Genomic DNA, 22025 nt, shown 5'->3' on the forward strand with positions numbered 1-22025 from the left:
GTTTAGAAGTTAAACTGCATACCTAATGTCCAAGTACGAACGACCGGATAGAAATCGCTCCAGAATCTTTCCGTACCTTGATCCCAGCCGGTGATATTGACTTCCGGATTCATACCGCTATAGCCGGTGATCGTACAAACATTACCGACTGTACCGTAAATACGGATCCGATCGATCAGGTTATTCGTGTATTTCTTCATCGGAAGCGTATAGCCCAATGTGATGGCATCAATCTTCAAGAACGTACCATCTTCCAGGTAATAATCGCAGATTTGCTTTTCACCCTTGATATGGTTGAACTTCCCGTACGCATCTTTCAACACGTTCAAGTTGCCTTGTCCCTGAATACCGTAATACATATTAATCGTATTATACACATCGAAATCGATCCAACTACGCAGGTTGATACCCAAATCAAAATTCTTATATGTCAGCGTATGGCTCCATCCGACGATCAGTTTCGGAGTATAGTTGCCTATAAACTGTTTGTCATTTTCCGTTTTTTGTGCAGCCGGGATCACTTCACCGTCCTTGTTATACAACAAGAAACTGCCTTCATCGTCGAATCCGGCAAACTTCCACATATAGAAAGAACCGATTGTCGAACCTGCCTCTATACGGGCGGCATCACCCGGACTACCCGGAGCTACGAAACCATTCCCGTTATGATAGGAGTTATCGCCTTCCAGAGTCAGGATCTTTCCTGTATTATGGCTCAAGTTTATATTGGTAGACCAAATAAAATCTTTCGTACGGATAATATCGCCACCAACTTCGAATTCCCAACCTTTGCTTTCCATCGAACCGATGTTCTGCATCTGGCTGCCTTGCGTATAAGGAGGCTGCGGAACTTTCACGCTAAACAGCAGGTTATCCACCTTGCGACGGTAATAGTCAAACTTACCATACAGACGGCCGTTGAAGAAAGAGTAATCGGCACCTATGTTCCATTCCTTCTTTTCTTCCCATCCTAAATTCGGATTGACATTTTGAGACTTTCCGTACGAATAAGCCCATGACCCGTTCGGCATCATCCAGTTCGTGTCAGAACCTAACATATTGGCCATGTAAGTCGCACTAAAGTCGTTATTACCGGTCACACCATAACCGAAACGGAACTTCAAGTCGTCCAACCAGTCGAAATCTTTCATGAACTCTTCGTTCGAGATACGCCAACCTGCCGTTGCAGACCAGAAGTTAGCCCAACGATTGTCTGACGCAAATTTGGAAGAACCCTCATGACGGATAGCAGCAGAAGCCATATATTTATCCTGATAAGAATAATTGGCACGGGCAAACAAAGAGAACAGACGTTCCGTAACATTCTTACTGGAACTCATGCTGGCTTTACCATCCGACAGATAGCTGCCTTGGCCCATATCCCAATACTTGATACCGTCTACAGAGAAGTTATAGTTACGCATATTGAAACCTTCTCCATTTGTTTCGAAATAAGAATAACCGGCTGTTGCGTTCAAGCTGTGGCCGCCTTTTAATTCTTTTACATAAGAGAAATACCCTTCGGAAGTCAGGTTTTCTGTCTTGCTGAAACCTAAATATCCTTGTCCTTTGCGAGATTCTTCGATTTCAGAACGATGTGTACTTGGCCAATACTGGTGAATTTCCCACTGCCGGTTTTCGTAACCGACGATCTGCTGATAAGACAATCCTTCGATCGGCTTGATATTCAATTTCAAGTTTACTTCCGGCTTAAACCATTTATCCAATCCGAAATAATCTTCTAACATTGCATCAGCCACCACGTTATAATCCAAAGACTCATTTGTCCATACGTTATAACCGGTTTCGCTATCCGGATCATACGGAGAACGGGTCGGGTTGTTACGCATAGCCTGCTGGAAATTAGGGAAGTGGTTGTTACGCTTTGCCTGGCGATAATCTACAGCCGGACGGACTTCCAACCAATCGTCGAACAATTTGAACATTGCATTCACACGTCCTCCATAATCCTGACGTTCGTCTTGCTTGGCAATACCTTGATTTTTTTCATAGAAGAAAGAGGTATACAACTGAGCCTTTTCCGTACCCATTTCCAATGCCAAATGGTGTTTCTGAGAGAAGTTGTCTTTGTTGAGCAATTCATCCCACCAGTCCGTGTCCGATCCGTAGTCCGTACCGATTTTGTGTTCGGCATATTCGCGGCCGGTCAACATCTCCGGAGCATTATAGTTTTGTTTCTTCGAAAACTCGTTGCTATAACTCAATTTCACTTTTCCGCTTGTGTCGGAACCGCTCTTCGTTGTGATCAAGATCACACCGGAGGCCGCACGTGTACCATAAATGGCAGCAGCCGAACCGTCTTTCAAGACGTCGATAGACTTGATATCTTCCTGTGTCAGCGAACGGATATCACCTCCGGGGAAACCATCGATCACGATAAGCGGAGCTTTACCGGAATTGATGGAGGTCATACCACGTAACTGGATCGTCGTTCCGGAGTTGGCACTACCCAAATTATTCATCACCAAACCACTGATCTTACCTTGTAAGGAGGTCGTAATATCCGCACCGCTCACACCGATCATCAGGTCATCGGCCTTCAACGAGGTGATTGCACTGGTCACCTGTTTTTTGTCCAAAGAGCCGTAGCCGATCACCACGACTTCTTCCAATGCCTTGGCGTCTTCTACCAGTTTCACATTGATTGTTGCCAGATTTCCGACTTTTACTTCCTGGGTAATATACCCGATATAGGATACAACGAGTGTCGCATTGGTCGGGACGTTCTGAAGGATAACTTTACCATCCATATCGGAGATGTTACCGTTTGTAGTTCCTTTCACTACGACATTGGCACCAACAACCGGCCCCATTTCATCTTGAACCGTAATAGTGACTGTTTTCCCTACTTGATCAGGAACTGCACTTTCAATCCGATTCGAGGTTAACAACTCTACATTTTCACTGGTCGCAAATGCACCTGTTGTCAAGCAGAAAAGCAATCCACAGGTGATTTTCGTCATTCGAGATATTGAACCGTTCCAACTTATGGGAAGGCCACAATTCTGTTTTTTTCGCATCTTTATTGTATTATCATAAAAAGGTTAATAATAAATAGATTTAAGCCATAATCTGTATCAGATCAACACCAAGGTTAAGAAACTCATTTTAAACATTTTACATCTCACTCCATAGGCTAACAGATTTTAATTATCCATATTGATTTTCAAACAAATTCTTCCAGCCAACAAGGCTATAGTTCTTAGAGAACTACGTTCATTCGCATAATGTATAAAACATTATAAATGCGAATCAGCAGTTGAAAACATCTTCAGATTCTTGATTTAAAAGTTTGTAATTCAGTTAATTATCTCATTATTTTATTTTGTAATCTCCTTGAAAATCAGTAAATTAGAAGAATAAAACCACTCATTTTTCTAATTATGATTCCCAAGGAGAAAAAGTTAATACTAATAGGTTTGTATATGTATATCTGTGATGTCCATAAGTCTTCTCTGCGTTTCCACTGCCAGAGATTCAGTAACAATTCCAATCCTGAGTTTACGGATGAGGAGGTTCTTACCATCTATCTGTTCTGCGGGTACTGCCAGAGATACTTCAACATCAAGGAGATACATACCTTCGCTAAGGAGTATCTGTCATCATGGTTTCCAAAATTGCCGTCTTATCAAACGTTTTGCGTACGCCTAAATATGCTTTCAGAAACATTTAAGGTGCTGGTGGAAACCATGATACAATCATTCAAGCCCAAGGATTGCGACTCCATTATATCCATTGTCGATTCTATGCCGATAGTGACCTGTAAAGGGAAAAACCGAGAGGGGAAAGTAGCTACGGAGATAACATCAAAAGGGTATTGCTCCACTAAGAACATGTACTACTATGGCATGAAACTGCATATGGTAGGACAGCGTAGGGAGGGAACCTTACCTTTTCCGGAAATGATAACTCTGACACCGGCTTCGGACAACGACCTGACCGTATTCAAAAGCGAATGCGTGCCATACCTATCCGGAAAGACGGTGCTTGCAGACAAGATTTACAGCGATTTCTCTTTCTTTAATGAGAACAATCCGGTTAAAGTGCTTACTCCGCATAAAGAGATTAAAGGGGAACCGGAAGTTCTCAAACAGAGGGAGAAAGCTGCAAGAGACCTTTTCTCGCAAGCCGTTTCTAAAGTCAGACAACCTATCGAATCCTTTTTCAACTGGCTGAATGAAAAAACAGAAATTCAAAGAGCATCTAAAGTAAGAGCTACCAAAGGGCTGTTGGTACATACCTTTGGAAAGTTGGCTATTGCTCTACTTACATTTGTTAATTTTTAATTTTTGAATCAGAAAGCCAACTGCTGATTCGCATTATAAATAAATCATTTGTAAAAACACATATAAATGTCTTAATACAAAACGTATCTTTTTTTAGATTTATCTTGTACAGGATACAAATGTAAATAAAAAATATTAATATCAAATAAAAAAATACCATAATATTAAGATATTGGAAGATTCGAGTTTAATAAGCCTTTGATAAATAACAAGTTGCCACAGAAAAAGTGTTATAAAACATTTATCTGCATTAACATCTACAAACTGATACTTTCTCGTAATTTAACAGGAATAACCTTAATATCCGCGTAGTTCTCTAAGTACTCAGTATTTGAACCTATCCGAACCATAGTTTATCTTTCAAAAAATCGCCCTACGAAAGGAAAATCGGCAAAAACATAATTTTCTTTAGCCCTGGCAATACATGATACAAGAGAATTAAGTACTTTTGTACCCTAATAAAAAATCATCCAGTAAATATAAACACTATGGCAGTTTACTTAAACGATGTATCAAGAACATTCGGTGAATACTTGCTTATTCCCGGTTTAACCACCAAACAATGTGTGCCAACCAACGTTTCGCTAAAGACTCCGCTTGTGAAGCACAAAGTAGGTGAAAAGCCTGCGATCGAATTAAACATTCCTTTCGTATCAGCGATCATGCAATCCGTGTCCGGCCCCAAGCTGGCTATCGAACTGGCCCGCAACGGAGGATTGTCTTTCATCTTCGGTTCGCAACCTATCGACAGCCAGGCTGAAATGGTCCGGAAAGTAAAGAAGTTTAAAGCCGGTTTTGTAATCAGCGACTCCAATCTGACTCCCGATAACACGCTGGCAGATGTAATCGCTCTGGTACAGCGCACCGAACACTCTACGATCGGCGTGACGGACGACGGTACTCCTAACGGTAAATTGCTGGGAATGGTGACCAGTCGCGACTATCGTGCAGAAAAGGATTCGCCCGACAAGAAGGTGAAAGAATTCATGACCCCGTTCTCCAAACTGATCGTCGGCGAACTGGGCATGACGTTGAGCGAAGCCAACCAGATCATCTGGGATCACAAACTGAACACGTTGCCAATCATCGACAAGGAACAGAACTTGCAATATTTCGTTTTCCGCAAAGACTACGACAACCACCGCGACAATCCGAAAGAGTTGTCCGGCAGCGATAAGAAACTGCTTGTAGGCGCGGGAATCAACACGCGCGATTATATGGAACGCGTTCCTGCGCTGGTTGAAGCAGGTGTCGACGTATTGTGTATCGACTCGTCCGACGGCTACTCCGAATGGCAACAGGCAACACTGCAATGGATCAAACAGAACTATGGCGACAAAGTGCTGGTCGGTGCCGGAAATGTTGTCGACAAGGAAGGTTTCGACTACCTGGTCGAAGCCGGAGCCGATTTCATCAAGGTAGGTATCGGTGGCGGTTCCATCTGTATCACCCGTGAACAGAAGGGTATCGGCCGCGGACAGGCTACCGCATTGATCGATGTGGCACAGGCACGCGACGAATATATGAAAAAGACAGGCATCTATGTGCCTATTTGCAGCGACGGCGGTCTGGTGCATGACTACCACATGGTTCTTGCTTTGGCAATGGGTGCGGACTTCCTTATGATGGGACGTTATTTTGCCCGTTTCGACGAATCTCCTACGAAGAAGATGAAGATCGGAAACAATTTTGTAAAGGAATATTGGGGCGAAGGTTCGAACCGCGCCAAGAACTGGCAACGTTATGACATGGGCGGCAGCGAAGCCCTCAAGTTCGAAGAAGGCGTCGACAGCTATGTTCCCTATGCCGGCAAGATGAAAGACAACCTCAACCTCACACTGGGCAAAATAATCGCCACGATGTGCAGTTGTGGTGCCATCACTATCCCTGATCTGCAGAAGAACGCCAAAATCACATTGGTTTCTTCAACCAGTATCGTGGAAGGCGGAGCGCATGACGTGATCTTGAAGGAACAGAACTAAGAGACAGACCATTCAAATAAAAAGAGCGTATCCGGCAAAAGCCGGATACGCTCTTTTTATTTGAGGATAGCTAACCCTATGCTTTAGCCATCATAAAGCATAGGGTTAGCACTCGTAAAGCTATGCGTTAGACAAACCCGCACATGAAGCTTCAGAAACAAAAGATTTATATCTTATAATATTGTTCCCACTCCTTACGCGGTTGTTCGCCTATCAACATTTGGTTGGCAACCGGATCATTGCTGATTTGTTTTGATTCACGGTCAAAAACCAACTTCCTATTCAGACGTTGCGCCAGTACTCCAAGACAAAAGACCTGGCTCAGCGGTCCAGCCACAGAAAAAGGAGAACGCGTCTTTTCTTTTCCCTGGCAGGCCAACAAGAAGTTTGCATAGTGATCGGACGGGCTCTTTTCATATTCCGGCAAAACAGGATTCATCTCCTTGGCTATTTTATCCGGAATAACGGACAATGTACTACCATGAGATCCTCCCTTAAACGTCAATGTTTTCGTATAAATTTCTTTACCGGGATTCAAATTCACCAACTGCAATTTACCTCCATTTACCGGCGGGATATTCGGATCGACCTCCGACGTGCCATAATTTTCAGGAACTGCAGGAATATTATCCAAACCGTCATACCAGGTTACGTCTACTGCCGGCATATCTTTCCGTTCAGGAAATTTAAATAAGATCGTAGACGACATCGGATAAAAGAACGGGTTATGGTCTTTCAGATACAACGGATTTATTTCATTAGGCAAACCTAAATCAAGGAATTCATGAGCCGTATCCAAAAGATGCGCACCCCAGTCGCCTAAAGTTCCCATTCCGAAATCATACCAGCAACGCCATTGTCCCAAATGATAATCATGATTATATTCATGATAAGGACGTACGCCAAGCCAAGTGTCCCAATCCAAAGATTCAGGAACAGGTTCGCCCATCGGCAAATGCTTAATATTCGGATTCCAACCATGCCAACGGCGAGGGTTATTCATGTGAGCAGTAATCGCCGTGACATCTTTTATCAATCCGGCCTCTTTCCAGGCTTTAAACTGAAAATAATTTCCTTCCGAATGTCCCTGATTTCCCATCTGGGTCACCACACCGAATTTCTTTTCAGCCCGCATCATCAGTTCTACTTCCTGGAAAGTTCGCGCCATCGGCTTTTCCACATAAACATGTTTCCCATGTGCCATTGCCTCAATGGTGATCGGGAAATGAGAATGGTCCGGAGTACAAACCGTAACTGCATCTATCTTATCCGCCATCTTATCAAACATCTGGCGAAAATCCTGAAAACGAGGAACATCCGGGAACATGGAAATAATCTTCTGTGTATGCGGAGCTCCCATATCGACATCACAAAGGGCGACAACTTCACACAGACCGGTCTTAAACATGCGTTGTGAAATATCAGCACCCCGGTTACCGATACCTATAAAAGCAATTCTCACTTTATCATTCGCACTCACACGGGGAGCTCCCGAAGCAGCTTTTGCTCCAGGAATCCAAAATGCGGGCATTGCCGATACAGCCGAAAGAGCCAATGCCTGCTTAAAAAACGAACGACGTGAAATATTATCTGACTTCATTATTTTTAGTTCGATTCAAATTAAACATCAATTAAACAATTTTGCTAACAGCCTTGAAATAACCGATCGATTCAGCAATTCCCATAAATGGGTCATTCCTGTCTTTTTCATATTCCAAGCTACACATTCCTGTATAGTTCACTTTGCGCATCATTTGCACTAAAGCCCGGAAATCAATCTTTCCACGACCTAATTCGACACTATGTCCAGCCTTTGTCGAATCTGTCACATCTTTAATATGCATATCGAACACGCGAGTATGATATTTTTTCAAATCAGCGACAGGATCACGGCCGTTGCGCAAGTCATGGCCTATATCCAAACACATCCCAATACGCGGATCCAGATCTTTAGTATGTTCCCAGACATCCTTGGCATCCTGGAAAACCGGCAGATCCGGTCCATGCAAATGAATTGCATAGTGGAAATCATACTCTTTCACTTTTTTATCCACGTATGCCAACAGTTCATACGTAGGAACACCGACTATAGTCTTTACTCCTACCCGTCTCGCATACTCAAACGCATGGTCTATTTCCGCTTCTGTTTTCATGTTAATCGGACCGACAGCATATCCTTTCACGTTATAGGAAGCACATTTAGCGTGCAATTCTTCTATCTGTGCATCCGTACAATCATAAGGCAAATGAAAGTCCTTAATACAGAGATAATGAATATCCAAACGTTGTAACGTTTTCAACGTGGTTTCCAAATCAAACTTCACAAACGTAAAGCCTGCCATACCCAAATGAAAAGGATTCGCAGCTTTCGCCACACCGGGTTTAGCCATATCCGCTACATTGGCTTTCACTAAACCCGGAGTGGCAATAAGCATAGCTCCTGCCAATCCTTTTTGTATAAATGATCTTCTTGATTTTTCCATCAGATTATTTTTACAAGTCATTGACATGAATTCATCAATTAATAACCCGGATTTTGAGTCAATGCGCCTCCGGTTGCATCGATTTCGGTTTGAGGAATCGGCCACAAGACGTTATAGTCTTTCACATTCATCGCCGGAGCCTGCGGGTTATCGTTATACTTCCGCAGATATTCCAGGAATTTGCCTGTACGACGCAAAACCACTTCGCGGAATTCTTCCGTATATAATTCACGAACACGTTCGTCCAATAGATAATCGATCGAAACTTCACTTGCCGCAACCGGTTTGGCATTCGCACGCGCACGGACCTTATTGATGTCATCTGCCGCTTTTTGCATTTCACCTAACTGGATATATGCTTCAGCACGGTCCAGATAAGTTTCCGCCAACCGCATGAAATAGCAATCTTTCCATGTATATCCGGCACCACTACGAAGAGGTTCGGCCTGGACATGGCAGGGATCGCCGACCTTTCCGATCCAATAAGGATAAATATAGTTACATGTATCCTTCATCCGGTTGCGTCCGTTCGTTTCATAGCTGCCCCACAAGCTGAAGTCGATCACTTGTCCGTTGTAAGGAGATTCCGGATTTTGGAAATAGAAGGTTCGTTTGATGTTATGAGGAGCATTCCGGATATCATTGTTCCAATCCGATTCCCATACTCTATTTGTGACATAATAAGTCGGACGAGACCAAGAAACCGGACGGCTCAACGTATCCGTATAACCGGTATATTTACCGTTGATCAATTCACCCAATATACAAGTATATCCGGCCGGGTCATTTCCTAAAGAGTAATAACGAGGACCATGACGGCGAGGACCGTTATTTTGTCCGCCTCCATCCGACAAGTTGGCTGCAAACTGAGCCACCCAAATGGCTTCTTTGTTTTCATTCAAATTCTGATTTCCATAAGCAAACAGATCCAAGAAGACATCACCCGTGCCAAACACATCGTTGGTCGAACCGAAACGTTCGGTCATCAACTGATAACCAAAATCTTCAATCACATGCGTAGAAGCATCAACCGCTTTCTGATATTCGCCGGCTTGCAAATAGACTTCAGACAACAGCTGATAAGCAGCACCTTTCGTGACACGTCCTTTTTCATCCTCCTTGCCAGGTTCAGGAAGATGCTGGGTTGCAAAAATCAAATCGTTTTCTATCTGAGCATATACCTCTTTCAAAGGAGTACGGACAAAGTCTGTCTTAGGCGTACTCACCGCCTCTGTCACCAAAGGAACATCTCCGTAGAATGAAGTAAGCAAACGATAAGCATACGCACGGAAGAAAAGAGCCTCTCCTTTGTACATCGCCTGTTGTTCCGAACTTTCCCAGCCTGTCGTTGCATCATTGTCGATATAGAACAGCAATTCGTTGGAACGGCTGATCAGCATATACATATTCTTCCATAATTTATAGAACAAGCTGTTAGTCGGAGTTAACACTTCATACGTCACCCCGCCGGGGTTTTCCCCGTTATAGCTGACATCAGCCATCGAACTATAAAAATAGACAATAGCATCATCTCCATAGAACAACGCATCACGCAGATAACTGTGAAGTCCGTTTATTCCTAACTTAATACCCGATGCCTCGGTATATGTATTCTCCGGTGACAGAAAGTCCAACGGTTTCTCTTCCAAGAAATCGTCATTACATCCAAACAGACCCCCCAAAAGGTGTGTCACGGCCACCAATTTAGAAAAGATCGTATTTGATATAAAATTGTGTTTCATGATTCTATATAATTAAAGTGATAACTTGATTCCAAATTGCAAACTACGGGTCAACGGGAATGTCGTATATTCAGGATCCCAGCCTTCCCAACCGGTAAATGTATAAAGATTCTTTCCTGTCAGGAACAATTGTAACTGACCGATGACTCCCGTTTTCTGCAATAACTTCTTATCAAATGTATACATTAAAGAAACATCCTGCAGGCGGACAAAACCTCTACTCTGATAGATATCGGTCGCAATCTGCTGGTTTCTGAACAAAGCGACACTTTCATTCGTACGGTTTTCCGGTGTCCAATACTCGCGAGTGGAAGGCTGGTTCAGACGGATTACATAGTCAGAACTATTATTCGGAGCCAAAAGGCCATTACCACCCATATAATAGCCACCGCCGCCCAACATAGAGTTCAGCATAAAGTACAAAGACCAGTTTTTCCATGTCAATGTGTTGTTAAAGCTTAAACGGCAGCTCGGATTCTTGTTACCGACGATCTTACGGTCATGTTCAGCATCGATCTTTCCATCACCGTTCAGGTCGGCATATTTCTGTTGTCCCGGATACCAACCATCGTAGATCTTACCGGAATACAAATCTTCTTCCTGCCAAACGCCGATCATTTCATACGAATAGATAGCTCCGATCGATTCGCCGACAAACCAACCATTCGTCAAATCCTGTGTTGCACCGTCACCATAGAGTTCCGTAATCTTATCACGGTTCAAAGAGAAAGTCAAACCAGAGGTCCAAGAGAAATTACTGTTCTGGATGTTTACGGAATTAAGTTCGACTTCCACACCTTTATTTTCCACACCGCCTAAGTTGGCCCAAACCCAACTATATCCGGTGACATTCGGCAACGTACGCTTAACCAACACATCAGACGTTTTGGATTTATACACTTCTAACGAACCGTTCAGACGCTGGTTGAAAAGTCCGAAATCGATACCTAAGTTCCAAGAAGAGGTGCGTTCCCATTTCAAATCCTTGTTAGCCATCGCAGAAGGATACAAAGAGATCACTTTGTCGTCATTATAATTGTAAGCGCCTAATCCTAACTTGGCAAGCGAAGCATAACGGCCGATACCCTGGTTTCCGTTCTGTCCGTAAGAAAGACGCAGCTTCAGGTAAGTATCTTCAAACGGATTGAAATCTTCTTCCGAAATCACCCAACCGATAGAAGCGGAAGGAAGCGTCACATATTTGTTATTGCTACCGAAACCGGAATAACCGTCCCGACGAACCGTACCTGTCAACAAATAACGATTCTTATAGCTGTAATTGATACGTCCCATCAGACCGACATTAGATTCCTGCCAAGCCGTGCTTGCTTCGGTAAACAAGGTTCCAATACCCAAGTTGTTATATCCCAAATTGTCCGTATCGAACGATTCGGCTGTAGCCGTAGTCTTATCTCCCCATCTCTTTTCCGTCGTATAAACAAATGTAGCATTCACCGAATGATCGCCAAACTCTCTTTGGTAAGCGAAAATATGGTTGAACAAGTAGGCATTTTCATTTTCCGGTTCTTTCACCGCTTTTCCGTTATTGATAAAACCACCATCCACATCTGCCGGATAGAACGTATTATTGTCCCGGTGATAGCGGGTCGTCGAATAGTTGAAATCATAAGACAAACCTTTGATGAAAGGAACATCCACACGTCCGGTCAATGTCAGGAAGAGCGTGTTCCGCAAATCGGAATTGTCGATTGCCAGATACTGCAACGGGTCTTTCATGGCCGATTCGTTGGCAAACTCCATCCGGTAATATCCCGGCGTATCAAAATCATAGGTAGCCATCGGCGTTGCTTTGGTTGCATAATCAAAACTTGCCGGAATACCTGAATAATCACGGTGTGAGAAATTGACGTTTGCACCGATCTTCAACCAATCCGTTACTTTCGTATCCACTTTCGCATTGAAAGTATAACGTTTGAACTGGTCGTTGAGCAAGAGACCTTCTTCATCATGATAAGCGCCCGACAAATAATAATTGACATTCTCAGAGCTTCCTCCGACACCGATGTTATAATCCTGTGTCAAACCGGTACGCATCACTTTGTCGATCCAATCGATATCCGTACCCAACATATAGTTATCTTTTTCTTCCTGCGATCTCAAAAAATAAGCTCTCGCCTCTCTTGTCGAAACATCCGGATAGGTAGGACGACCGGCTTCGCTCGTCGGTTTCGTTTGATACCATTTGTGCAGATCCTGCTGATAAGCATAGTCAGCCAAACGCATGGTGTATTCTTCCGCATTCATATACTTTGCCTTGTGGTTAGAAGCGGATTGGCTTCCGATCGACATATTGAACGAAACTGTCGGTTTATCCGTTTTTCCTTTTTTGGTCGTTACCAGAATGACACCATTGGCCGAACGAGCACCATAGACAGCCGCTGCACTTGCGTCTTTCAAGATATCGATGCTGCTGATATCGTTCACGTTGATGTCAGACATGGCTCCGTTATAGATGATACCGTCCAAAACGATCAAGGGATTTTGAGAAGCGGAAAACGAGTTCGTACCACGGATACTCAGACTTACATCCTCTCCGGCATATCCGTTCTGAGCGGTATTGACACCGGCTGTAGATCCTACAAGAGCCTGAGATAAATTGGTGTTAGCGACAGTCGGCGCACTTTCCAAGTTCACTCTTTTCACAGCTCCCGTCAAGTCTTTCTTTTTCATGGTACCATAACCAACCACGACCACTTCTTCCAATGTCTCCGTGTCTTCCTTAAGAGTGATGGTATAAGAGGCCTGGTCTGTAATCTTTACTTCCTGAGTGACATAGCCGATATAAGAGACGACCAACGTTGCACCCGGTGCAACGTTAAGGACAAATTGTCCTTCCGAATCGGAAATCACACCGTTCATTGTGCCTTTTTCTACAATGTTCGCTCCGATCACCGGGCCGAATGCATCCATAATAACACCTGTGATCTTTTTTCCCTGTTGAGTAGCTTTTGTTTCCCCAACCTCTTTTTCTGTGATTATAATATTCTTGTTATAAATCTTAAAATCACAATCCGGTAAAATCAATGCCAATATCTCCGATATATTCTTATCTTCGGCATTCACTGAGACTCGCTTATTCGTGTTAATGACCTTGTCATTATAATAAAAAGTAAACTCACTTCTACTTTCTATTCCTTTCAGAACTTCTTTTACTGTTGAGTTTTCCATGCTGAGGTTTATCCGAGTGCTTTGTGCATAAGACTCTGTAGCTGAAACCCTAAATAGCATAACGGTCAACATAATCAGGACTAATTTCATAATCCGAACATTTTTGTGTGCAAAGAAAGGGTGTAGGGCATCCTTCCTATTAAAATTATTCATACTTTTACATGGATTTTTTTGTTAGACTTTATCGCCGAACTCCGCCAAGAGAAGCGATTGGTTAATAGAATTCTTGAATAGGTGGATGTTCCAGCATTCACCTATTTTTTTACTATAATATTTACATCATTCCTCCTTCCCCATATTTTTCATGACTTTTTAAGGTTAATACTTCGTTTTTACATTATTTCGGTATAATATATACTTTCCCGTTCTTCATTTCATATCTGATTGGCGCTATGAGACTTATCGCCTCCATCACCTCGTCGATATTCTCCTGCCGGATCGTAAAAGAGAGGCGGGTGGATGCAGCAAACTGTTTCGGACATTCGATATCTATATTATAACGTCCTCCCATACTGATCAGGATATCAGCCAAGCAGTCGTTGTCGAATACCAGACGGTCCTTGATCCAGTCGGCATACAAACCTACTTTCGCGTCTTCGACAGTAGCAACCTGATCCGACTTGCGGTATCTGAATAGTTCATTCGGTTTCAGGAAAACAGGTTCTTTCATGGCTTTTCCCGATATCTTCACACTGCCGTCCAGCAAGGCGGTCTGCACAAATTCGCCGGAAGAATAGCTATCGAGATCGAAACGGGTTCCCAAAACTTCGACATCTATCTCTCCCGCCTGCACGACAAAAGGTTTTTTCGCATCTTTCGCCACTTCGAAATACGCTTCTCCTTCCAGAGAAACGGACCGTTTGTCACCGGTAAACTGATCCGGATAAGTCAGTTTGGTTTCCGAATTCAACCAAACCACCGATCCGTCCGGCAACGTGAACTTGCCTTTGCTACCTTTGGCCGTTATCAATTGGTTTTGCACGATGACCTCAGAGGCGGAATATTCACTCCGCCTGCCGATACCATAACCGATTCCCAACAAAAGCAACAACACGGCAGCAGCTTGCGTCCAACGCCAAACAAGCGATAATGTTTTTCTTTCCGTTCGTGATTTCCTCTCCATCCGACCTTGTTCCTGCAAAATGCGGTCTTTCAGCTTCGCCAAAGCGATATCGACCTCCAATTCGTTTCCGGCAACGGCATTGCAAGACAACCACAAGTCGCGAGTTGCAATAAAATCATCCCGATTATCATCCGATTGTTTCAGCCACTGAAGCAATAACACCTTTTCTTCCAGCTCAGCCGAACCATCCAGATAACGGATTATCAATTCGTTGATATCGTTTGTTTCTTCTTTCATTATGGAATCGTTTGTTAGTAATACAAAAAAAGGAGGTTTTACCCTACCTCTTCCTGACAATTTTAAAAAAAAATAATAAGGAATAACTCCCGATTCAGACATTTGGGATTGGTTTCCCCTGATGAAGTTTTTGTTTCCACCTATGGAAAATTTTGTTTCCACCGGTAGAAAATAAATTTTCCTGCCATAGAAAATTTATTTTCACGTAAATGAAACTGCTGAAAATTTTTTACTTTCCTCGCCAAGGCCTAACGGGAAAGGCAAGTGACAGCCAACACCAACAGAGGGTATAAGTCTTTTTGGACAAGATGCTCCTTTAACCCCGCAAGGGCTTTGCTTATCTGCTTTTCTACCGCTTTGACGCTAATATCCAACTGTTCCGCAATCTCGCGGTTTTTCAAGCCATAGCTCCGGCTTAGCATAAATATCTTATGACATTGAGGAGGAAGCGTGTTTATGTAAGACAAGATTTCTTCTTCCAGTTCTTTCAACAACAGGCTCTGCTCGGAATTTTGCATATAAGAAGTGACATATTGATCCAAAATGTCTGCCTCCCTTGCCGGTTCCAAGGTATATACATCCTGCTGCTTTTTATTCAGCGCATTCAGGGCATGCGTATAAACCGCCCTGAAAAGATAGGACTTCACAGCAGCGTCTTCAAAGCGAATGCTTTCACGCCGTTGCCAAAGTTCAAAAAAGACATCCTGCACGATATCTTCCGACATATCTTTGTCGTTAACAAAACGGAAAGCATACGCACGCAAGGGTTTATAAAACCGTTTGAACAAAACCTCCAACGCCGTAAAATCTTGAACATATACTCCTGATGACATGTGCTTCTTCATTTAGCAATACAAAAATACGGATATTTTTTGTTTTACATTAGCTAAAGGGGGGATATTGATAACTCAATAAGTGATATCGCCATTCACAATGCAACCATTTACATATTGGAAATAGGAGCCAAACGCTAATTCTGATTCTTGCCTTCTACTTTTATACGGATCGACCCTGGAGTCCGTTGGAAGCAGGAACAAAACAGATCCAGATCATTCGTCTTTTGCATGAACTCCTGTAATATCCGGCATTCCTCATCCGACCATGTTTCATAATGACGGGGATATTGCTTACGAACTCTCATTATCGACTCGGATACGTCCGTTTTCTTGATTCCCAATTGCCGGATACGCTCTTTGAAACCGGCCAAATCTTCATCCGTACAGTTGTTTACCGGATCGGCATCAAAGAAACCCGGACAAATTTTATTCTCGACCTGAACCTGATTCGTTACTGAGACAGGAATAGGTTCGAAAAGAACTGATTCCGGTTCTATTGCATCTAACTCCTTCCTTAAGTTTGAAATATGCTTCGTTGCTTCTGGAGAAATCAGTTTCACAGAACATTCATGACGGGAATAACTCCCATTTCTACATGCAGAAAGCCAGTTAAAGGAACCTTCCACCAATACCGAATCATCAATCGCAAGCGATTTGTTATGAATGCCTTTCAACAGAATCAACTTAATACCGTTTTCGGTTAAAGCCTTCCGCCCGGCAACGGCCTCCTTCCGCAACAAACCGGTTTGTTTGTCATAATCCAAGCGGAAATCCGAATACACCACGACTTCCACACCCCGCTCCACCGCCTCCCGCATCAAGGGAATAAGATTATCATGTTCAATCGCCTGGATCGATATAAAAGGAGATACGATCAGCAACCTTTTTGTCGCATCTTTAAAGGCTTGCCGCAACAAACCGGTGTGTTCCTCCAATGTCGATAAACGTTCGGCCGGTTGGTAGCGGCAAAGCGGTTCCTTTTGCCGATAGATGAAATTGCCGGACACTTCGTTCGCAGGATCGTCAAACAACCATTTTGCCAGGTTGCCGACGGGCGTATTTCGTTCGGGATGGAATATATTCATATTCCCGAACACAAGGAAATGATACTGCGCACGCGAAACTGCCACGTTGAGCATATTGTACTTTCCACCTTGCTCCATAAAATAAGAAGCATCACCGGGAGAATTGACCGATGAAAAGATCACGACCGGACACTGCGCTCCCTGCAAAGAATGAACGGTGCCGATCGTCATACCGGCAAACGCTTCCGCCTCCGGCGACTGTTCCGCAAGACTACGGATGATCTCTTCCTGCGCCTTAAATGGGGTGACTACAGCCACTATTTTACGGATCGGCTCCTTGTAAGCACTTTCCAACTTCTCTTTTTCCGTTTCCAGCCAAGAAACGATTGCTGCTGCTTCTGCTCTGTTCAAGACACTGCCCGTCGCCCCTTTTTCACTGACTCCGTTTACATGGACATATCCTTTAGGCGGCAAGTCTTTATACTTCACCTTGTTTCCTTTCTTCGGCAGCAAACGGCCGTGATACACATAGTCGTTGCAATAAGCAATGATAGGATCGAGACAACGCCTGTGTTCGGTCAAGAAAGCGCCTCTTTCGCCGGCGACTTCGAAACTGCAACTCTTCCGCGCCATCTTCATGATGCTTCCGGACGAGGACAGGAAACCGTTTTCATGCAGAAACGCATACCGATCATCAGACTCGGAGGATACTAAGCCAAAACGTTTCAGATTGATACTGGAATATTCGTCCGAGATGGACCATATCGGTTCGATCTGTTCCACGTCTCCCACTAAAATGGCTTGCTTGGCAAGGCTGAAAGAGGGAATAGCCAGTTCGGGAGAGACCTGCCCCGATTCATCCACAATCAGCAAATCGATCGCATCATAGAGCGGGGCATCCCACTCCCCGTTGTCCGCACAAACCATGTATTTCGGCAAGGAATGGAAAGTCGAAATAAAAACAGGCATCACACAGGCCAAACGTTTCAAACGTTCGGTATAATCTTCACGGCCACGCGTCTCCCCCTCTTTGTCGCATCCGGCCAAGCGGCGGATAAACTCGGCTTCCCGGTCATGGATGGCATACCAGAACAAAAGATAGCGGTAACTGATATCCAGCCGCACCGCCATATCTTCCGTATAAGGGAGGGCATTGTATTCCGGATTGGCAACCAACTTGTCATAGCGTGCCTTAAAATCTTCCGTCTGCTCCCAGCCGCATATCATATCTTCATAGCTTGGAAGTTTTTGAAATTTACGGAGCAGTTTACTCAGAAAACCTTTATCCGTCATCTCTTTTCCATATTGTTTGAGACTGGCAACATTCAAGCAGGTTCCAATCTCATCCCGCATCTTCCTCATTTGCCTGCGAAGGAAACGTTGGCATGCAACTTCATCCCGGCAAGATGTCTGAAAGAAACGATTGAAATGTTCCAGATAGAACCCGCGATATTCTTCCAACCGGGCAGGATCGTCATAATCATTCGGAAAGCCTTCACCTTTCGTATTGAACATCATTTTGTACTGATCCTTTTGTTCGTCTTTGCCTGACAGATACAATCCCAACGTATCCAAACCGGGCAACCAACGGAGAGTCAACAGGTTTGCAGGCTTATCACCTGAAGGCTGTTCAATCTTGAAATCTTTCAGGATATTGGTAATCGCCTGGTTATTGGCGGAACTGGCTACGATGATATCCGGATCATCAGGATGCTCCAGTACGGCATGGACGATCCGGTTGGCAATCACCGTCTGTAAAAAGGTGGTCTTGCCTGTTCCCGGAGGTCCGTTAACGGCAAAGATATCGGAACTGTCCGGGTCCGTATACATGGCAAGCGTCTCACGCTGGGAGACGGACAACGGAAACTCGCCACTCATCTGTGCCCAATGGTCTTTATTGCAATAAACTTGCTGTCTATCCGGCACAGGCAGCAATGTTTCCAGCTTTTTACGGATCAGGAGTTCCAATAACGGATGGGAAGATTTACTTTCCAACAATTTGTCATACAGGTTGATGATCTTTTGTGCCATTCCTCGTCCGGGAGCTTTCACGACAATGATTTCAGGCTTGTCGGCATAATTCATTTCCCGAAAAGTCAAGCCGGTCGCATTCTGGAACAGGTTTTCGCAAGCACTCCAATATTTCTTCCAGTCCGTCTCTTCGGTATCGAACTCACTCAAAAGCCGGTCCACTTTCGAAAGGGATGCAACAGTTCTGTCATTACGCGCATTTGGAGACAAAAACTTACGGACAAAAACCGGAATACGTTCAGACTTGTTGTCGCAGACCTGAAAAGTGCCGTCCGGCAACAATGTCGCGGAAATCAGGAAGGGGTATTCCGGAGTATTCTGTCCGGAAGTCCACCCGTTTTCGTACTCAGGAAGAAAGACACAAGGGGCAATCTGTATTTTACGTTTCTCGTCATCCGCCTTTTGCTTCCCTTTCGGGAAAAGCAGGGGAATGTCTTTGCGAAGTATAAATTCCGGCACCTTGTCACCTATCCGCAATGTAACTCGCGCTTCTTTCTTTAGTGACCTGCTCCTTCGTTCGGCATCCAGCAGGCAGTTTTTCCAGTATTTCAGCAGTTTTCTGTCCATCCGATCAGTAAGCTGTTACGTAGTCTCTTTCTATTTCTTTTCGCGGACGGTTATATGGAAACAGCCTTGCTTGCGTTCGTGCTTGACATAGCAACGTTCTTCCCGCTTCAAATCGCGCAAGACCATTGCCAACACCATCTTCAACCGGTCTTTGTCGATATTCAGGGTATCGCTTTCGTCCACTTTGGTATAGCGGACCCAGGAGACATCGAAGGTCGTTCCGTAGCGGTGGGCCGAGTTTTGGGAGGAATTGGTATTTCTTTTTTTCAGGTTCTTGACATCATCGACCGTACGGGTGACACTGGTCACTTTGACTTTGTAGATCGATGCATTCAGATTGCGTAAGGAATCCTGGAAATTATGTCCGATATCTTCCAGCAACTGTGCTGCCGAAGGAATCAAATACGGGATGGAATGTGTCAACTTTTCCACTTCATAATATTCGTTGGTTTCGATCTCTTCCATCTCCTTTTTCACTTTCTCCGCTTCCTCACGGTTCGATGCAGGCTTAATGCCGATACGTTCAGCTTCGGCCAGATGCACATCGTTCATATCTCTGAAATCACGGTTATAGCTTCCGTCATACCAAATACGTTTCAACTCTCCGCGTTTTTCCTTTTTTCCACAAGACGAACATATCATTACCACCGAGCAAGCTGCCACTATCAACCAAATACTAAATACTATCTTTTTCATCATTTTTCTTTTAGTGAAAACAAAAGTAACCAAGATTCACTGATTTCAAAATATTAATGACTATTTTTGTGAATTCTGAATATAAACCAAATAGTTAATTGTATGGACGCATTGGAATTAAAACTGTCACTTATCGAACAACTGAAAACGATCGACGATGTAAAGCTGTTGACACAGATCAAAAATTTGATCAACATAGCAACAGATAAGAAAGAAACGCGCTATCCGGCACAGATGACGCTGGAGGAATTGAAGGAAGTGTTGAAGAAATCGAGAGAAGAATCCAAAAAAGGATTAGGTATGACAACGGAAGAGTTACGTAAACGACACCCACTATGCGAATAATAATAAAGTGGTTACCTCAATCCATTGCCTTACTTGACAACATCTACAGTTTCTACAGAGAAAAGAGCCAGACCGCAGCTATCCGTTTATACAACAAACTATTGGATTCTGCAGAACCTTTACGCGTTTTTCCGCAAGCAGGTCCTATCGAACCGCTATTGAAAGGATATGATTGCGAATTTCGCTCCCTTGTCGTCGAAAAACATTACAAGTTGATTTATACATTTACGGACGAACTGATCGAAATCCATGCCGTATGGGATTGCCGCCAGGAAGGATGGCGTCTGCAAGAAATGTTCAAATAATCTTCTTGAAAAGGCAACAAAAATATCTCACAATTTATTTTTACATAAAGAATATTACTAATTTTGTCTGCCTGAACGAAAATGGTAAAAATTCGCGACAAAGGCAGAACTAAAAAGAATTGAATGATTGAACGAATTTATATTCTTGAGAGCGTAGACCCGGTTATATTCTACGGAGTAAACAATGTCAACATGCAGTTGATCAAGACATTGTTTCCCAAGTTGCGTATAGTGGCAAGGGGTAATGTGATGAAAGTGATCGGAGATGAAGATGAGTCGGAACTCTTTCTCAAGAAAATTCGCGAGGTAGAAAAATACTGCGAAGAATTCAACTCGCTAAGCGAAGATATCATACTGGACATCATCAAAGGCAAAGCCCCGGTGATCACCAAACAAGAGAACCTGATCATCCACGGGATGAACGGCAAACCGATCGTCGCCCGCACGGAAAACCAGCAACGTCTTGTCAAAGCATTTGAAGAAAACGACCTCGTCTTTGCCACAGGCCCCGCCGGTACAGGTAAGACATTTATTGCCATAGCCCTCGCCGTAAAAGCGCTAAAAAACAAGGAAATCCGCAAGATTATCCTGAGCCGTCCGGCAGTAGAGGCCGGTGAGAAATTAGGATTCCTCCCTGGCGAAATGAAAGATAAACTCGATCCGTACCTCCAACCTCTGTATGACGCCCTGCAAGACATGGTTCCGGGAGCCAAGCTGAAGGAATACATGGAGAACAACGTGATCCAGATCGCCCCGCTCGCTTTTATGCGCGGACGAACGCTGAACGATGCGGTCATCATCCTCGATGAAGCCCAAAACACGACGACACACCAGATCAAGATGTTCCTCACCCGCCTTGGGATGAACGCCAAGATGATCATTACCGGAGACGTGACACAGATCGACCTGCCGCCGACTGCGACCTCCGGACTCATACAGGCCATGCAAATCCTGAAAGGCGTAAAGGGAATCGGCAAGGTCGAATTCGAGAAAAAAGACATTGTCCGCCATAAGCTCGTCCAGCGTATCGTCGACGCCTACGACAAATTCGACAGCAAACACAGCAAAGGCAGTTCGCGAACCGCTTCCAAGGAGCAACAAGAAGAAATAAAGAACAATATTAATAACATTCAGGACGCCCCATAAGCGCCCCTCAT

14 protein-coding genes are annotated in these 22025 nt (G+C 44.0%); 5 read left to right on the forward strand and 9 right to left on the reverse strand.

Features of this window, described 5'->3' with window-relative positions; all coding sequences use genetic code 11:
* Positions 1-2 precede the first annotated feature (2 nt).
* Complete coding sequence (locus BQ9893_RS06230) at positions 3-3041, reverse strand: SusC/RagA family TonB-linked outer membrane protein (protein WP_075965212.1); 3039 nt, start codon at positions 3039-3041, stop codon at positions 3-5.
* 633 nt (positions 3042-3674) lie between these two features.
* Between BQ9893_RS06230 and BQ9893_RS06235 the strand changes: the two genes are divergently transcribed.
* Both BQ9893_RS06235 and BQ9893_RS06240 read left to right on the forward strand, forming a co-directional pair.
* The gene (locus BQ9893_RS06235; protein ID WP_244155011.1) at positions 3675-4307 is read left to right on the forward strand and encodes a transposase; all 633 of its coding nucleotides are present in this window, start codon (positions 3675-3677) and stop codon (positions 4305-4307) included.
* Between the two features lie 488 nt (positions 4308-4795).
* The gene (locus BQ9893_RS06240; protein WP_075965213.1) at positions 4796-6289 is read left to right on the forward strand and encodes an IMP dehydrogenase; all 1494 of its coding nucleotides are present in this window, start codon (positions 4796-4798) and stop codon (positions 6287-6289) included.
* A gap of 166 nt (positions 6290-6455) precedes the next feature.
* On the opposite strand, the gene BQ9893_RS06245 is transcribed toward BQ9893_RS06240, so the two are convergent.
* From BQ9893_RS06245 to BQ9893_RS06280, 8 genes are all read right to left on the reverse strand, one after another.
* Positions 6456-7889: a Gfo/Idh/MocA family oxidoreductase gene (locus BQ9893_RS06245; RefSeq protein ID WP_075965214.1), complete on the reverse strand. Its 1434-nt coding sequence runs from the start codon at positions 7887-7889 to the stop codon at positions 6456-6458.
* Positions 7890-7920: 31 nt separating this feature from the next.
* On the reverse strand, positions 7921-8772 hold the full coding sequence (locus tag BQ9893_RS06250; protein WP_075965215.1) for a sugar phosphate isomerase/epimerase family protein: 852 nt from the start codon (positions 8770-8772) through the stop codon (positions 7921-7923).
* A 38-nt stretch (positions 8773-8810) separates the two neighbouring features.
* Positions 8811-10514 carry a RagB/SusD family nutrient uptake outer membrane protein gene (locus BQ9893_RS06255; protein ID WP_075965216.1) on the reverse strand — a complete coding sequence of 568 codons (1704 nt, stop codon included), beginning with the start codon at positions 10512-10514 and terminating at the stop codon, positions 8811-8813.
* Between the two features lie 12 nt (positions 10515-10526).
* Positions 10527-13793 (reverse strand): SusC/RagA family TonB-linked outer membrane protein, encoded by a 3267-nt coding sequence (locus BQ9893_RS06260; RefSeq protein WP_244155068.1) that lies wholly within the window; start codon positions 13791-13793, stop codon positions 10527-10529.
* A gap of 247 nt (positions 13794-14040) precedes the next feature.
* Positions 14041-15063 carry a FecR family protein gene (locus BQ9893_RS06265; RefSeq protein ID WP_075965218.1) on the reverse strand — a complete coding sequence of 341 codons (1023 nt, stop codon included), beginning with the start codon at positions 15061-15063 and terminating at the stop codon, positions 14041-14043.
* Positions 15064-15311: 248 nt separating this feature from the next.
* Positions 15312-15896, reverse strand: a complete 585-nt coding sequence (locus tag BQ9893_RS06270; RefSeq protein ID WP_075965440.1) for an RNA polymerase sigma-70 factor — start codon at positions 15894-15896, stop codon at positions 15312-15314.
* A gap of 137 nt (positions 15897-16033) precedes the next feature.
* Positions 16034-19522 carry an AAA domain-containing protein gene (locus BQ9893_RS06275; protein ID WP_075965219.1) on the reverse strand — a complete coding sequence of 1163 codons (3489 nt, stop codon included), beginning with the start codon at positions 19520-19522 and terminating at the stop codon, positions 16034-16036.
* Between the two features lie 30 nt (positions 19523-19552).
* On the reverse strand, positions 19553-20221 hold the full coding sequence (locus BQ9893_RS06280; RefSeq protein ID WP_075965220.1) for a DUF5715 family protein: 669 nt from the start codon (positions 20219-20221) through the stop codon (positions 19553-19555).
* A gap of 99 nt (positions 20222-20320) precedes the next feature.
* Between BQ9893_RS06280 and BQ9893_RS06285 the strand changes: the two genes are divergently transcribed.
* The 3 genes from BQ9893_RS06285 (at position 20321) to BQ9893_RS06295 (ending at position 22014) form a co-directional block, all read left to right on the forward strand.
* Positions 20321-20563 carry a hypothetical protein gene (locus BQ9893_RS06285; RefSeq protein WP_075965221.1) on the forward strand — a complete coding sequence of 81 codons (243 nt, stop codon included), beginning with the start codon at positions 20321-20323 and terminating at the stop codon, positions 20561-20563.
* Positions 20554-20868: a type II toxin-antitoxin system RelE/ParE family toxin gene (locus BQ9893_RS06290; protein ID WP_075965222.1), complete on the forward strand. Its 315-nt coding sequence runs from the start codon at positions 20554-20556 to the stop codon at positions 20866-20868. Before BQ9893_RS06285 ends, BQ9893_RS06290 begins: the two co-directional genes overlap by 10 nt.
* Before the next feature lie 123 nt (positions 20869-20991).
* Positions 20992-22014, forward strand: a complete 1023-nt coding sequence (locus BQ9893_RS06295) for a PhoH family protein (RefSeq protein ID WP_075965223.1) — start codon at positions 20992-20994, stop codon at positions 22012-22014.
* Positions 22015-22025: the final 11 nt, after the last annotated feature.

It is taken from the genome of Parabacteroides massiliensis (assembly GCF_900155425.1).
In the GTDB taxonomy this organism is placed as follows: Bacteria; Bacteroidota; Bacteroidia; order Bacteroidales; family Tannerellaceae; genus Parabacteroides; species Parabacteroides massiliensis.

What these genes read in the sequence shown, in the direction of transcription:
- BQ9893_RS06230 (WP_075965212.1), bottom strand. Translation starts at nt 3,041, where the DNA reads ATGCGAAAAAAACAGAATTGTGGCCTTCCCATAAGTTGGAACGGTTCA.
- BQ9893_RS06235 (WP_244155011.1), top strand. Translation starts at nt 3,675, where the DNA reads ATGCTTTCAGAAACATTTAAGGTGCTGGTGGAAACCATGATACAATCA.
- BQ9893_RS06240 (WP_075965213.1), top strand. Translation starts at nt 4,796, where the DNA reads ATGGCAGTTTACTTAAACGATGTATCAAGAACATTCGGTGAATACTTG.
- BQ9893_RS06245 (WP_075965214.1), bottom strand. Translation starts at nt 7,889, where the DNA reads ATGAAGTCAGATAATATTTCACGTCGTTCGTTTTTTAAGCAGGCATTG.
- BQ9893_RS06250 (WP_075965215.1), bottom strand. Translation starts at nt 8,772, where the DNA reads ATGGAAAAATCAAGAAGATCATTTATACAAAAAGGATTGGCAGGAGCT.
- BQ9893_RS06255 (WP_075965216.1), bottom strand. Translation starts at nt 10,514, where the DNA reads ATGAAACACAATTTTATATCAAATACGATCTTTTCTAAATTGGTGGCC.
- BQ9893_RS06260 (WP_244155068.1), bottom strand. Translation starts at nt 13,793, where the DNA reads ATGAAATTAGTCCTGATTATGTTGACCGTTATGCTATTTAGGGTTTCA.
- BQ9893_RS06265 (WP_075965218.1), bottom strand. Translation starts at nt 15,063, where the DNA reads ATGAAAGAAGAAACAAACGATATCAACGAATTGATAATCCGTTATCTG.
- BQ9893_RS06270 (WP_075965440.1), bottom strand. Translation starts at nt 15,896, where the DNA reads ATGTCATCAGGAGTATATGTTCAAGATTTTACGGCGTTGGAGGTTTTG.
- BQ9893_RS06275 (WP_075965219.1), bottom strand. Translation starts at nt 19,522, where the DNA reads ATGGACAGAAAACTGCTGAAATACTGGAAAAACTGCCTGCTGGATGCC.
- BQ9893_RS06280 (WP_075965220.1), bottom strand. Translation starts at nt 20,221, where the DNA reads ATGATGAAAAAGATAGTATTTAGTATTTGGTTGATAGTGGCAGCTTGC.
- BQ9893_RS06285 (WP_075965221.1), top strand. Translation starts at nt 20,321, where the DNA reads ATGGACGCATTGGAATTAAAACTGTCACTTATCGAACAACTGAAAACG.
- BQ9893_RS06290 (WP_075965222.1), top strand. Translation starts at nt 20,554, where the DNA reads ATGCGAATAATAATAAAGTGGTTACCTCAATCCATTGCCTTACTTGAC.
- BQ9893_RS06295 (WP_075965223.1), top strand. Translation starts at nt 20,992, where the DNA reads ATGATTGAACGAATTTATATTCTTGAGAGCGTAGACCCGGTTATATTC.